Source organism: Moraxella cuniculi (genome assembly GCF_900637105.1).
In the GTDB taxonomy this organism is placed as follows: domain Bacteria; phylum Pseudomonadota; class Gammaproteobacteria; order Pseudomonadales; family Moraxellaceae; genus Moraxella; species Moraxella cuniculi.
The window spans coordinates 251531-264913 of record NZ_LR134343.1; the positions used below are offsets into that span (position 1 = coordinate 251531).

Here is a 13383-nt window from a genome sequence, read left to right on the forward strand (position 1 = left end):
GTTTGTTATAAAATTGGTCAATAGCCAATAAAAAACCATCGATTGTCCACCAACCGATGGCTTGTGTGGCAAAAGCAAATTTAACTTTGACCACAAGCAATCAAGCAAAATGTGGCAAAATCACGCCGCAAAATACGGCTCATCACCATTAATGGTCGCTCGGTGCATGATGCGATGGGCATCGCCATAGTCAAACAATGCCTTGTGCTGCGTGCAACGATTGTCCCAAATCGCCACATCGCCCTCTTGCCACTGCCAACGCAGATGAAATTCTTCTTTGGTGGCGTGCTGGGTCAAAAAATCCAGCAGTTTTTTGCCTTCATCTTCGGGCAACTCATTAATATGCGAGGTAAATCCTTCGCTGACAAACAAAATCGGCTCGCCCGTCTCTGGGTGCGTGCGTACCACTGGGTGAGATACTGGTGGATTTTTGCGATAAATTTCTTCCAATTTTTGGCGTTCTTCTTCGCTCACACCGCCAAATCGCTCTTTTGGGAATGACAGGCGAATGTCATGCATTGCTGTCAGTGGCTTGATTTTTTCTTGAATATCGCCTGGCAAAGCAGCAAATGCCGCCGTACCTGATGCCCAAAAAGTATCACCGCCTGTTGGGGGGATTTTTACCGCACGCAGCACGCAGCCCAAAGGTGGCGTTTTGCTAAAAGTAACATCAGTATGCCACAGCTCATTATCACGCAAATCAGTCTCATGACTGTCTAGCACGATGACCTCTGGTATGCCATCAATGGTTGGAAATACAGGGTGAATGTGCAAGCTGCCAAATGATTTGGCAAGAGCTACCTGTGATGGCGTTTGTAGGTTTTGGTTGCGAAAAAATATCACCTGATGCTTAAGCAAAGCCTGCTTAATATCCGCCAAAATCTCATCGTTTAGCTCATTAAGATCCACGCCTGTGATGATGGCACCGATACTGTCTTTGATGGGTTGGCATTGAAGTTGAGTCGTCATAATAAACCCCTCTAATTGTTCGGGTGGTTGGCAAATGGTTGCCCAATTAATTGTTTACTATGTTAATTGGACAGGCTTATAAACAAAAGCAAAAAAATTGAATTAGTAAATAACCACAAGGCATAACAAAGCAAAAGTTCTGACTTGACGATAAAAATTTGTTATAATGACCAAAACAGCAATCTTACAAATCAAACAAGGAGTGGACGATGTATCAGCATATTTTGCTCGTAACCGACCTAAAAGACGATACCGATTTGGTCGCCCAAAAAGCCAAATGGATTTTACAAACCAATCCTGATGCCCAGTTGTCGGTACTGCACATTGTTGAAGAAACTGTGGTAATTGGCTTTGGCTATGAGCTGATTCCTGCCGCAGCACTGAATAATCAGGCTGATGATGAACGCCACAAACTTGCCAAAGAAAGACTTGCTGCCATACTAACTCGCAATCAGCTACCCACAGATCACATAAAAATCAGCACCGCCATCTCAAGCAGCAAAGGCATTGTCGATTATTGCCAAGCACATTCGGTGGACTTGTTGGTAATCGGTCGCCACAAACGCACAGGCTTGTCAGCTTGGATTACAGGAGCAACCGCTGACAATGTCTTGCCAAATATTGACAGCGATTTGTTGGTTGTGCAGCTAACAAGCGATTAACGATTTGATTAATACAGCAAATTTGCAAGCAATCAAACCCAGCAGATTTGGTTATAATTTGCACAAAATAAATCACACAGTGGCAACCTTTTGGCATACATCAATTACCTTTGTTGCACGCCTGCCACTGTTCGCCAGCCCCTTAACCGCTTAGCCATTCGCTAAGCCAAACAAAAGAGAACGCCCATGTATGATGTAGTTGCCATCGGCAATGCCCTAGTTGATACCGAATTTACCCTGTCTGATGCTGCACTTGCGGCCACCAACCTTGTGCGTGGCAACATGACGCTTGCTGATGCCGATGCCCAAGCTGCGTTGTTTGCCACCTTAAGCAAGCAAGGCATCACGCCAGCCAAACAAGCAGGCGGTGGCTCGGCAGCCAACAGTATGTTTGCCTTTGCATCATTGGGCGGTTCGGCATTTTATAACTGCCGTGTCGGCGGTGATGATATGGGTGATTTTTATTTGGCAGATTTGGCAAATGCTGGCGTGGCAACCGATGCTGATTTTGCAGTCAGCGTTGATGGCATTACAGGCTCTTGTGCTGTATTGGTTAGCCCAGATGGCGAACGCACCATGCAAACCCATCTTGGCACCAGCAGCCAAATCAGTGCTGAAAATGTCAAATTTGACACCCTTGCCCAAGCCAAATGGCTGTATCTGGAGGGCTATCTGGCAATGTCGCCCTCTGTCATGCCAGCCTTGGCAGAGTTGCACAAACAGGCTCGTCAAGCAGGAGCAAAAATCGCCGTCAGTTTTGCCGACCCTGCTGTGGTAAAATTTGCCAAAGATGGTTTGCTTGCCATGCTTGAGCGTGGTGTTGATGCGGTGTTTTGTAATTTTGAGGAGGCAAACTTGTTCGCCGAAGCTGATGGTGCCGCTGACCCTGTCAATGCCCTATTAAAATACAGCGAGCTGGTCGTCATCACCAATTCAGACAAGCCTACCACCATTGCCTGCCGTGGCGAGCGTGGCATTGAGAGCCACCAAGTTGCCAGCCAGCCTGTCGCCCAAGTCATCGACACCAACGGTGCAGGCGATAACTATGCAGGGGCGTTTTTGTACGGATTATCACAAGGATTGGATTTGGTTAGCTGTGGCAATCTGGCGGCACGCGTGGCAGCGGCAGTGGTTGCACAATTTGGCCCAAGGCTAGACCCCGCCTGCTACCAAACCATCAAAAACCACGCATAATAATAAACAACCCCTTGATTTTCAAGGGGTTTTTCATGTGCTGATTTGAGCAATGTGGCTTGGTGTGTATGATTTTAGCAGCTGGCATAAGCATTAATGGATATTAATAAAAACAAATACTTGATGTCAATTATGCCACCGATTAATAACCATCTACAAATCACCAAGCAAGATTAAACACCGTCAATCAGCCGCAATGCCTTTGGACTTCGTCCAGCAAATTGCAATTATGCCAAAAAACAATACAGCTCAAGCACGATGGCAGTTTTTGTCTATCAGCAAACCATAGCGTCAGCCTGTGGACAAAAAGGCAAAATTAACGACCTACGCCAGCTAATTTATGGGTATTTTGCTTATTTATAATAAGCATGGTCTGAAATGCTGTGGTCAGTCTCATCAACCACTTGGGTCAATTCTGGGATTTGTTGCTTTAGCTGCACTTCCACGCCCTGACGCAAAGTTACATCAACCGCCGAACAGCCCTGACAGCCACCACCGAATTTTAGCACCGCAGTCAGACCTGCCTCATCTTCGATAACTTCAAGCAATTCTACAGAGCCGCCATGCCCTGCCAAACTTGGGTTAATCTCCGACTGTAGCACATAGTTGATACGCTCTTCAATGCTGGCATTTTCGCCAACTTGCGGTACTTTTGAGTTGGGGGCACGAAAGGTCAGCTGGCCACCAAAACGATCTTTGTTATAATCAATCACCGCATCGTGCAGATAAGGAATGCTATCAGCGTCAATATGTGCGGTAAACTTGGCATATTCAATGTGCAAATCCGCCTCGTCCACCTCTTCTGGCTGGCAATATGACATACAGCATTCGGCTCGTGGTGTGCCAGCATACTCAACAAAAATACGCACGCCAATGCCGTCTGTTTCTTGCTTGGCAAGCAGCTCAGCCAGATATTCTTGGGCAGATTCGGTGATTTTGATATTGCTTGATAAAGTTTCGCTCATGGGTTGTCTCATCATCATGTACAAATATACAGCCTATATGATAACATAGCTTGAATTTATCAAGGTTATTTTTTATTTTTGTTGGTATTTTAAGGACAATATAATGCAATTTGATTATTTGGTATTTATTGGGCGTTTTCAGCCTTTTCATCAAGGGCATCAATATGTGATTCGTCAAGCCCTGCAGCACGCCAAGCAAGTCATCGTGCTTGTCGGCTCTGCCAATTCGCCACGCACCTTGAGTAATCCATTTGATTTTTTTGAACGCTGCTCGATGATTTTGGGCAGTTTTACTACCGATGATGCCAGTCGCATTATCTGTGTGCCTTTGGCAGATGCCATTTATAATGACAATCGGTGGCTATTAGATACCCAACGCTGCATTATGGACAATACCGATGACGGTGCAAACATCGCCATCATCGGCCATGACAAGGACGAAAGCTCGTACTATCTGGGGCTATTTCCGCAATATGGCAGTTTTTTGGTAGAAAATTTTGAGAATTTGTCCGCCACGCCACTGCGACACGCCTATTTTGGCGATGACGACGCCGCTCGTGATAGAGCCTATGCACGCATGACCGATGCCAGCCGTCAGTTTTTGCAAGCATTTATGCAGACCGCTGATTATGCTACACTCAAGCAGCAGCTGGGCGAGATTCAGCGTTATCAGGCTGCTTGGCAACACGCTCCTTATCCACCAATTTTTGCCACCACGGATGCACTGATTGTGCAGTCGGGGCATATTTTGCTGATTGAACGAGGCGGTGATTATGGTCAAGGGTTGTACGCCCTGCCCGGAGGTTTTGTTGATCCGCACGAAAATCTACTCAGTGCGTGCTTGCGAGAAGTGCATGAAGAAACCAACCTGCCCATTGACGCACAGACACTGACAAGCCACCTAAAAGCAAGCCAAACCTTTGATGCCCCAAAACGCAGTCAGCGTGGTCGCACCATCACCACCGTGTATTATTTTCAGCTGCCTGCCACCACCCAACTGCCCGTGCTGACAGCAGGCGATGATGCCAAGCGTGCCTTTTGGTTGCCATTGGCAAAACTTGATGGTCGGCAGATGTTTGAAGATCATTATAGTATCATCTGCAAAATGCTGGGCATTTGAGCAAGTTTTATTGGGTGATGACAGATGAAATTTAATACGCTAGATTGGCTACTTGCTCCAATTTATCTCTATCAAGCAACCAAAGTCAAACAAAACTCCATCAGCCTGCCCGAGCCATGTGGCGACAGATCTGGCTGTCGGCAACTTGGCGGTGATTGCGGTACTTTTCGCCTGATGATTGTCGGTGATTCGGCAGCAGCAGGTGTCGGCAGTACACATCAAGACACTGCCGCCTCTGGACGCATTATCCATCATGTATCCGCTCACTTGTATGATACATATACTCACCTTGACTGGCAACTACACGCCACAACAGGACATACCAGCGGACAGATTTTGGCTCGATTGTACACATTGCCCACCCAAGCAATCGACACTGTCGTGATAAGCGTTGGAGTCAATGATGTTGTCAAATGCACAAGCGATACCATCTGGCAACACAATATCCGTGCGATGATTGCGGTTTTGGTGCGTAAATTTGCCGCCAAGCAAGTGATATTTTTAAGTCTGCCGCCCATGAGCCTGATGCCCTCACTGCCAGCACCGCTTTGCCACTTGCTTGCCAGACAAGCTCGCCATCTTGATCGATTGTTACAAGCCGTTTGCAAGCATGATGATACAGGTGTCGCTTTGTATTTATCTGATGAGTTTGCCAAGCACCGATTAGACCCCGAAGCGATGTTTGCCAATGATGGCTTTCACCCCAGTGCCAAGACTTATGACATTTGGGCGATGACCATCAGCCATGCCATCAAAGAGCGTTTTGCTTACATTTGCCATCAAAACACCATCTCCACTCGACCAAACACTGCCGTATGATGCCCACGATTGTTAAGTTTATTGTTATAATAACTCACATCAGTCTGTACAAATAACCATTCACGCCACACAGGCTGACGATAGCTGACATAAGGCCCATAAGTGTTTAGGCGTGCTTTTTTATCAACAATATCACCCCCTACATACAGACCATAATTTAACTCGCCAATGCCTTGCTTGACAGGCTGTTGCCAACGCATAAATGAGCTGTTGCCCCAGTCCAAATTCTCGCTGTCTTGGTTGGTATAACGCAAATGCAAGCGATTAGTCAGCGTGCTTTTTTGTGAATATGCCTTGGCAAATTGCAAAGTTGATAATGCCGTATGCTCACTCTTTGTGCCGTAGCGATACATTTGCTCAAAACGGGCATCAATCTTATGCGGCAGCTGCCACGCCTTATCCACTGTCGCTCGCACAAACACATCATCAGAACGCACACCTAAGTCCACATCAAGCCCAGTGTCTTGGCGAAATTTTGACCATCTTAATGCCAGCGATGCGTTATTCTCTCGTGTCTGTCGGCTGCTGTACACACTGTCCGTGCCAGTTGGCGTGGCAACTCGCTCATCTGTCAGTACGCCGCCATCTTTTGGCTCATAATCCAAATTATCATCACCAAACACCACGCTAAGACGCTGCTCAAGTGTTGGTAATTTCACCCTGCCACGCACACGCGGCTTGATGGTTGTGCCGTCATACTCATTCCAAGTGGTATCGACCATCACACGCAGACTGGCTTTGGCTGGCTGACTGGGGTCGCTTTTGCCAAACCAATTATCAATCGTGCCAGCTTGTCGCTGTAGCCAATTACCCAGCTGCTGATGTTTGCCATCAAGCCAGTTTTGCCCAATGGGCGACTCGCCAGCTGTTGTGCCATCTTGGACTGCTGGTTGATTCGCCGACACGGCAGCTGACACCACAAGCCCACACCCACCAATGAACCACCTTAATTGCACATCACACCTCCTTTTTGACCATCATAAATAGGCGAACGGACACCTTGCAGCCGCCCAAGCCTTCCACAAACACCTACAAGCCACCGCTACAGCTGACTTAGCCACAAATTTATCCCAAATCCGACAAATAACACGCCAGCGGCTGCCTGCATAATGGCACTTAGCACACGGCGTTTGGCAAATTTTTCTGCCAATGCTCGCCCTGTATAAATCAGCAAAGCCAAATACGAAAAACTCACCGCTTGCAGCACCATCGCCAAAATCAAAAAGCTCAGCCACGGCTTGTCATAATTTGGATTGACAAATTGTACAAAAAACGACAAGAAAAATAAAATCGCCTTTGGGTTGGTCAGGCTAAGCCCCAGCGAACGATAAAAATAATTCTGCCGACCGACAGGCTTTGGCACAGTCTCTTGTGGTAATTGATGATTTATCAAGCCCTGATAAGCCGCCAGCAACAACCGTATGCCCAGATAGCCCAAGTACACGCCACCGATAATCTTAACAAACTCAAAGATTTCAGGATAAATACGCATGAGCGTGCCAGCACCCAATATCGTTGCCACCATCAATATCGTATCGCCCAATAAAATCCCTGCCAACGCTCGCCAACCAGCCGAATGCCCATACGATGCCGATACCGATAAGCAGTACAAACTGTTCGGGCCGGGCAATGCAATAATCACCAGCACCGCCACAAAATAAGTAGCAAAATCAGTAATACCAAACACAACCATCTCCAACTTACCGCTCTGCCAACAATCCGCCAAAAACCGATTGCACAGTACCAAATTGCAGCCATTTTATCAGCAAGCAACAAAAAAGACACCCCAAAGGTGTCTTTTTTTGGTAAGCAATTACTGATTGGCTTGGGCTTCTTGTAGCTGCTTCATCATCTCTTGCTGCATTTTTTGTTGCTCGGCTTGTACCGCTTTGGCATTTAGCACTTGCTTTAGGTCGATTTGGAAAATCAATACACTGTTTGGCGGAATCTCTTTTAGATCTTCTTCGCCATACGCCAATGCTGCTGGTACATACAGTTCATATTTGCCGCCTTCTTTCATCAGCTGCAGACCTTCTGTCCAGCCTTTGATGACTTGGTTTAGCATGAATGGCACAGGCTGCCCTTCTGAAGAGTCAAATACCGTGCCGTCAATCAGCTTGCCTTCGTAGGCTGCCAATACGCCATCGTTGGCGGTTGGTGATTTGCCTGTGCCTTCGGTGATGACTTTGTACTGCAAGCCTGACGCAGTGGTCTGCACGCCTTGTTTTTTGGCGTTATCGGTCAAGAATTTCTCGCCATCAACTTTGTTTTTGGCGGCGGTTTGTTTTAGTTTTTCTTCAGCTTCGGTTTTTTTGCGAGCTTCATACGCTTCGCCAAGTTTTTTGACATCGTCTTCGCTTAGCGGACTTTCTTTGCCCTCAAAGCCATCTTTTAGTGCCTTGTAGAACACTTCCAAATCCATCTGCTCATCAACCATTTTTAGGTCTTTGCCTGTGTTATATCCCAACACAAAGCTCACCTTTTGCATCTCGGTGCTTTTCTCGTTAATCACCTTAGAGACGGCGGCTTTTTTGTCATCAGCCTTCGCATCGCCAGCTTTGGTGTCTTTGTTACAACCTGTCAAGGCAACCGCTGCAATAATCGCAGCAACCAGTGCGTGTTTTTTCATAGCATTTCTCAACATTGATTCAAGTATTAAAGGGGAAAGCGTGCCAATAATAGCAAAAATTTACCAAATTTACTATTACAGAGTGGCGTTTTTTCATACTGGTTGTTGTATTATTGTTAAGATTGTCAAAATATCTTTAACAGCTTGGCAAAAATCATGGTTTTGGTGTTACAATTCTAGCCAAACCAAGCCTTAGGCTTGCAATCCAAATCAAATCGGTAGGCTGCCGATGTGATTGTTATCACTCAATTGGAGTTATCCCATGGACTTTAATAGAATCATGATTTTTAACCAAGGCTTGCAAGGGCCGATTGGTTCTGTCATCGGTGCTGTATTGATTTTTGTATTAGGCTGGCTGGCTGCACTGATACTGGCAGCTCTGACTCGTAAGGCACTCGCCAAGCTCAATGTCAATGAGCGTATGCAACATTCTACAGGCAGTGCCTATCAAGTGGACAATATTCTTGCCAAGATTGTCTTTTGGTTCGTGTTCGCCATCGGCGTTTCGGGTGCATTAAACCAGCTCAACTTAAACTCAATCTCTGTGCCGTTTGCCAATATGATTAATCAAGTCTTGCTATTTTTACCAAATCTGTTGGCAGCGGTGGCTGTTGGGGTTATCGGCTGGGTGATTGCAACCGTTGCCAAAAATGCCGCCAACATGGCACTGAACAAAACCAACCTAGACGAAAAGCTCTCCCAGCAAGCAGGTGTTACGCCACTTAGCAGCACGATTGCCGATGTGATTTATTGGTTTATTCTGCTGATTGTCCTGACCATGATTTTGGGTCGTTTGGGGCTGACAGGTTTGTTTACGCCATTGACCAACATGATTGACAAGATTTTTGACTTTGTACCAAATATGCTCATGGCAGCCTTGGTATTCTTTGTTGGTCTGATTGTTGCTCGTGTGGTGCGTGGCATTATCACCAAAGTAGTCGCTGGGCTAAATATCCAAACCCTCGCTGCCAAAGCAGGTGTTAGCAACGAAAACAGCCTACCAAATATTGCAGGCTCATTGTCATTTTTGCTAATCATTGTGCCATTTACCATTGCAGCATTGGACGCATTAAAAATTGAGGCAATCTCTCGCCCTGCAACCAATATGCTAAACAAAATCATGGAAACACTGCCAAATGTATTCACCGCCGTGGCGATTTTGGCAATTACCTATTTTGTTGTACGCATGGTGGCAAATATCATCAAAGGTCTGCTTGCCAGCACGCAACTTGACAGTCTGCCAGCACGCGTTGGACTACAAGGCGTACTCGGCACAAAACGCCTCTCTGAAGTCATCGGCTGCGGCATCTTGTTTTTTGCCATGCTATTTGCCACGACAGCTGCGGCAGATGTGCTTGGACTTGAGCAGATTCGTGATATTGTTACCATGTTTATCAGCTTTGGCGGTCAGATTGTGCTAGGTGCGGTGATTTTGGCAGTGGGCTTTTGGCTGGCTGGCATCATCGCAGGCATTGTTGAGCGTTCGGCACATGGTTCACGCTTGTCGGCAAATATCGTACGCGTGCTTATTATGGGGCTTGTACTGGCGATGGGTCTGCGTGCGATGGGTATCGCTGACAGCATTGTCAATCTTGCCTTTGGCCTGACACTGGGTGCGGTAGCTGTGGCATTTGCCCTTGCCTTTGGTCTGGGCGGTCGTGAAGCGGCAGCTCGCTTGCTAAAACGCATTCAAGACAAAGCTGAACAAGAAGCGGATAATAAATAATATCACGCCCACTTAGCAAAACGACATCTTTATGGTGTCGTTTTTTATTGCCCTTGATTTTGCTTTTATACCCACAGCTTTTAGCCCCAAATCACCATCTTCAATCACCCAAACACCAAACACAAAATCACCCATCATCAATGCTTGTGCGTTTTTGTCATTTAATCATACCAAAGCAAGCGTTCTTAGCAGTTTGGTGGTCAAATTTTCAGCAAAAATCACCCAACTATTAAGTTTATCTTATTAATATAATTCCAAAATCCATTCTGCCAAAGCCGCACCACAGCCAAACGCAAAGATTGAGATTTTCTTAATAATTTTTGGCAAATTTGGCTTGACAAGCAAAAAAAAAAACGGTTACAATAACTTACAGCAATCACAAAACCCTTGTGGTTGCTTTGTTAAAATCTTACAGATAAGTAAATCTGTTCAAATAAGGACGCTTGAAAATGTTTAAAATCATTAAAAAGACTGTGGCAACTTCTGCATTGGCAGCAGCCGTCATGACAACAGGCATCGCCATCGCTCCACAAGCCATGGCAAATGGCTACGGCTATGCTTGCACCGTCAATCCAAAAAGCAGCGTGCGTATCCGTGTCAACGCTGGACAGAACTATCGTGTCATCGCAGGCATTCCCAATGGTCGTGGTGTCAGAATCCTAAATTCAAAAATCGGCACCGATGGCGGCTTGTGGTATTTCGTGCAATATGGCAAATACAGAGGCTGGTCGCACTCCGCCTACATCTGCTAAGCAATACTGGCGGCAAAAGTTTGCTCGCCAGTTTACCCCCCCAGAGCAATGATAGCTTGGAATTTATGCAATGAAATTTAGCAAAAACCTTACAAAACACACCTGCAATATGCTGCTTGGTGGCAGCCTTATTATCGCTGGTGGCACCTTGTCTGCTTGTGCCAATAGCACCAAAGCACCCGCAGAAAATAAAACAAATCCACCAGCCATCAAAATAGAAAATGGCAATGTGCCAAATGCTCCTGTGGCTCAAGTGGTAAATAGCCCCACCGTTCGCCAAAATACGGCAATCACTCAACCAGCTCCAGTACAACAGCCGATGCCCGTAACTGCCACTCGCCTGCCTGTACCAGTAGCAGCTGCCAAATGTGCCCCAGAGGCGTTGGCGGTAGGCATCAAACATTTCGCCTATAACGAAGCCTCGTCATCGGATTTGGTATGGAGCGGTTATGGCAGCCAAAGCGACAGCAAATATAAAATTCACCAAGAAGCCAAAGCAGCCCTACAAGAGCTGGTCAATGCCGCAAGACGCGATGGCGTTAGCTTAACTCCCGGCTCAATCTTTAGAAGTGTGGCACGCCAAAAACAAATCGTTGCCAACAAAAAATCCCAAGGGCAATCGGCACGACAAATTTATTACACATCATCACACCCGGGATTTTCGGAGCATCATACAGGTTTGACGGTGGATTTTTCGCCAATTGAGAACAGCTTTGCCAACACCGCAGGCTATCGCTGGCTTGTAAAAAATGCCAATCAATACGGCTGGTATCAGAGCTTTACCAAAGATTATACCGCCTATAGTGGCATTGCCGTTGAGCCATGGCACTGGCGTTATGAAGGCAAGCAAGGTGAATACTCGCCAATCTTTGCCGCCAGTAAAAACCGCAAATGCTAATAACACAAAAGCACCTTTTTAGGTGCTTTTTTCACTGTTGTCCGACTGTCAGCCTATCGCCAAAATGCGTACGCCAGCCCGCCGATGATGGCAATGGCACAGAGATTCAAAATCAGCCCCACTCTCACCATTTCTTGCTGTCTGATATGCCCTGTAGCAAATACGATGGCATTTGGCGGTGTGGCGATAGGGAGCATAAACGCACAACTGGCACCACAGGCAATGATTGCCGCCAACGAAATCTCCGACACGCCCAGCGAATTTGCCACAGCAATAAAAATCGGCATCAATAAAGCAGCCGAAGCGGTATTGGAGGTAAATTCGGTCAAAAACACAATAAAAGCCGTCAAGCTAAGCATAATTACCAGCCAATGTGCCTGACCGACAAATGAAACGATGGTATCCGCCAAAATCGCACTTGCACCTGTATCTTTTAGCACAATGCTCAAGGTCAAACCACCGCCGAATAACATCAACACGCCCCATTCGGTGCGTTGTTGCACCTGTTGCCAAGTGGCGGTTTTGGCAATCATCAGTACAGCGATGGCAAGCATGACAACCACACTGTCAAAATTCTTGATTTTATCCGCCAATCCCAAAATGCCTGACAGCACAGGATTAATCAACGAGCCAAAACACAACAAAATCACCGTCAGCAAAAAGACCGCCAGCGTGATTGTCTTGGTTGTGTCAAACTCAATCTTGTCAAGCTGCAACGACACCGTGCCTGACAAATCAGGCTTTAGCACCACATGCAAGGCAAACAGCATACTTGGCAATAGCAGCAGCATTACAGGCATACCAAATTTTAGCCATTCGGCAAAATCAATATCCAGCTGCGATGCCAAAATCGCATTCGGTGCCGACCCGACCAGCGTACCAATGCCGCCAATATTGGCACTAAACGCCACGCCCAGCAGCACATAAGCATAGGTTCTGTGATTAATTTTGCTGTCCAGCCCACTTAGCAGCCCCATGGTCAGTGGCAACATCATCGCCGCCACCGCTGTATTATTAATCCACATTGACAAAAAAGTGGTTGCAGCAAACAATAGCCAAACGGTCTTTTTTAGGCCACCTTTGGAGAGCTTGAGCAGCTGACTTGCCAGCACTTGATCCAGCTGCTGAATTTGCAAAATTGCCGCCAGCACAAAGCCACCAAAAAACATAAAAATAATCGGCTCAGAAAAAGTTGCAAATGCCGCCTTGGTATCAAGCATACCGCCCAAAATCGCAATCACAGGAATCATCAGTGCCGTTACCGTGATATGATACGCCTCTGTCAGCCATAAAATCCCTGCAAAAACCAGCAGCACCAAGCCGCGATTTGCCAGCGGATCAAAGGGAAGTATCTTTAATAAAACTGCACAAATAATCACATCAAACAACAAAATCAGCGTACTGCGATGTTTGGATTTGGCAAAATTTTCAAGTAAATTTGACATTTTTTATCCTTAAATTTTAAACACATCTAAAAACAAAATACATTTATCATACCTTTCTTGGCAAATAAAATCCACAAAATCATTATCATTTAAGCATGCCAGCACTGATAGGTTGTAGCTGATTACCGATCACTCTCAGGCAGCTATTGTCCGCTGGCTTGTTGTTGCCAGAGCCATTTTTGGCGAAAAAATCCGCCGATTTGG

Annotated in this window: 13 protein-coding genes; 7 read left to right on the forward strand and 6 right to left on the reverse strand. The window is 46.3% G+C overall.

The window, feature by feature from the left end:
- Positions 1 to 120: 120 nt before the first annotated feature.
- Positions 121 to 969: a taurine dioxygenase gene (tauD, locus tag EL162_RS01230; protein ID WP_126329517.1), complete on the reverse strand. Its 849-nt coding sequence runs from the start codon at positions 967 to 969 to the stop codon at positions 121 to 123.
- A 209-nt stretch (positions 970 to 1178) separates the two neighbouring features.
- On the opposite strand from tauD, the gene EL162_RS01235 reads away from it, so the two are divergent.
- Together EL162_RS01235 and EL162_RS01240 are read left to right on the forward strand one after the other, a co-directional pair.
- The gene (locus tag EL162_RS01235; protein ID WP_076555625.1) at positions 1179 to 1631 is read left to right on the forward strand and encodes a universal stress protein; all 453 of its coding nucleotides are present in this window, start codon (positions 1179 to 1181) and stop codon (positions 1629 to 1631) included.
- Positions 1632 to 1817: 186 nt separating this feature from the next.
- Positions 1818 to 2825 (forward strand): adenosine kinase, encoded by a 1008-nt coding sequence (locus tag EL162_RS01240; protein ID WP_126329519.1) that lies wholly within the window; start codon positions 1818 to 1820, stop codon positions 2823 to 2825.
- Positions 2826 to 3178: 353 nt separating this feature from the next.
- Here the strand turns inward: EL162_RS01240 and nfuA are convergent, their stop codons facing one another.
- Positions 3179 to 3790, reverse strand: a complete 612-nt coding sequence (gene nfuA / locus EL162_RS01245) for a Fe-S biogenesis protein NfuA (protein ID WP_126329522.1) — start codon at positions 3788 to 3790, stop codon at positions 3179 to 3181.
- A 103-nt stretch (positions 3791 to 3893) separates the two neighbouring features.
- On the opposite strand from nfuA, the gene EL162_RS01250 reads away from it, so the two are divergent.
- Together EL162_RS01250 and EL162_RS01255 are read left to right on the forward strand one after the other, a co-directional pair.
- Positions 3894 to 4910, forward strand: a complete 1017-nt coding sequence (locus tag EL162_RS01250) for a bifunctional nicotinamide-nucleotide adenylyltransferase/Nudix hydroxylase (protein ID WP_126329524.1) — start codon at positions 3894 to 3896, stop codon at positions 4908 to 4910.
- A 24-nt stretch (positions 4911 to 4934) separates the two neighbouring features.
- Complete coding sequence (locus EL162_RS01255) at positions 4935 to 5729, forward strand: SGNH/GDSL hydrolase family protein (protein WP_126329526.1); 795 nt, start codon at positions 4935 to 4937, stop codon at positions 5727 to 5729.
- On the opposite strand, the gene EL162_RS01260 is transcribed toward EL162_RS01255, so the two are convergent.
- The 3 genes from EL162_RS01260 to EL162_RS01270 form a co-directional block, all read right to left on the reverse strand.
- Positions 5690 to 6685 carry a hypothetical protein gene (locus tag EL162_RS01260; RefSeq protein WP_126329528.1) on the reverse strand — a complete coding sequence of 332 codons (996 nt, stop codon included), beginning with the start codon at positions 6683 to 6685 and terminating at the stop codon, positions 5690 to 5692. The genes EL162_RS01255 and EL162_RS01260 overlap by 40 nt on opposite strands.
- Positions 6686 to 6771: 86 nt before the next feature.
- The gene (gene leuE / locus EL162_RS01265; RefSeq protein ID WP_227543415.1) at positions 6772 to 7422 is read right to left on the reverse strand and encodes a leucine efflux protein LeuE; all 651 of its coding nucleotides are present in this window, start codon (positions 7420 to 7422) and stop codon (positions 6772 to 6774) included.
- A gap of 120 nt (positions 7423 to 7542) precedes the next feature.
- A complete protein-coding gene (locus EL162_RS01270) occupies positions 7543 to 8358 on the reverse strand; it encodes an FKBP-type peptidyl-prolyl cis-trans isomerase (RefSeq protein ID WP_126329532.1) in 816 nt (271 codons plus the stop codon).
- Positions 8359 to 8620: 262 nt separating this feature from the next.
- Between EL162_RS01270 and EL162_RS01275 the strand changes: the two genes are divergently transcribed.
- From EL162_RS01275 to EL162_RS01285, 3 genes are all read left to right on the forward strand, one after another.
- Positions 8621 to 10084: a mechanosensitive ion channel gene (locus EL162_RS01275; RefSeq protein ID WP_126329534.1), complete on the forward strand. Its 1464-nt coding sequence runs from the start codon at positions 8621 to 8623 to the stop codon at positions 10082 to 10084.
- A gap of 449 nt (positions 10085 to 10533) precedes the next feature.
- Complete coding sequence (locus EL162_RS01280) at positions 10534 to 10836, forward strand: SH3 domain-containing protein (RefSeq protein ID WP_126329536.1); 303 nt, start codon at positions 10534 to 10536, stop codon at positions 10834 to 10836.
- A gap of 70 nt (positions 10837 to 10906) precedes the next feature.
- The gene (locus EL162_RS01285; protein ID WP_126329538.1) at positions 10907 to 11734 is read left to right on the forward strand and encodes a M15 family metallopeptidase; all 828 of its coding nucleotides are present in this window, start codon (positions 10907 to 10909) and stop codon (positions 11732 to 11734) included.
- A gap of 53 nt (positions 11735 to 11787) precedes the next feature.
- Here the strand turns inward: EL162_RS01285 and EL162_RS01290 are convergent, their stop codons facing one another.
- Entirely contained in the window at positions 11788 to 13179 is a 1392-nt protein-coding gene (locus EL162_RS01290; protein ID WP_126329540.1) for an SLC13 family permease, read from the reverse strand.
- Between the last annotated feature and the right edge of the window lie 204 nt (positions 13180 to 13383).

Excerpts from the sequence above, each read along its gene's own strand:
- EL162_RS01270 (WP_126329532.1), bottom strand. The coding sequence starts at position 8,358 with ATGAAAAAACACGCACTGGTTGCTGCGATTATTGCAGCGGTTGCCTTG.
- EL162_RS01285 (WP_126329538.1), top strand. The coding sequence starts at position 10,907 with ATGAAATTTAGCAAAAACCTTACAAAACACACCTGCAATATGCTGCTT.
- leuE (WP_227543415.1), bottom strand. The coding sequence starts at position 7,422 with ATGGTTGTGTTTGGTATTACTGATTTTGCTACTTATTTTGTGGCGGTG.
- EL162_RS01240 (WP_126329519.1), top strand. The coding sequence starts at position 1,818 with ATGTATGATGTAGTTGCCATCGGCAATGCCCTAGTTGATACCGAATTT.
- EL162_RS01280 (WP_126329536.1), top strand. The coding sequence starts at position 10,534 with ATGTTTAAAATCATTAAAAAGACTGTGGCAACTTCTGCATTGGCAGCA.
- nfuA (WP_126329522.1), bottom strand. The coding sequence starts at position 3,790 with ATGAGCGAAACTTTATCAAGCAATATCAAAATCACCGAATCTGCCCAA.
- tauD (WP_126329517.1), bottom strand. The coding sequence starts at position 969 with ATGACGACTCAACTTCAATGCCAACCCATCAAAGACAGTATCGGTGCC.
- EL162_RS01290 (WP_126329540.1), bottom strand. The coding sequence starts at position 13,179 with ATGTCAAATTTACTTGAAAATTTTGCCAAATCCAAACATCGCAGTACG.
- EL162_RS01275 (WP_126329534.1), top strand. The coding sequence starts at position 8,621 with ATGGACTTTAATAGAATCATGATTTTTAACCAAGGCTTGCAAGGGCCG.
- EL162_RS01235 (WP_076555625.1), top strand. The coding sequence starts at position 1,179 with ATGTATCAGCATATTTTGCTCGTAACCGACCTAAAAGACGATACCGAT.
- EL162_RS01255 (WP_126329526.1), top strand. The coding sequence starts at position 4,935 with ATGAAATTTAATACGCTAGATTGGCTACTTGCTCCAATTTATCTCTAT.
- EL162_RS01250 (WP_126329524.1), top strand. The coding sequence starts at position 3,894 with ATGCAATTTGATTATTTGGTATTTATTGGGCGTTTTCAGCCTTTTCAT.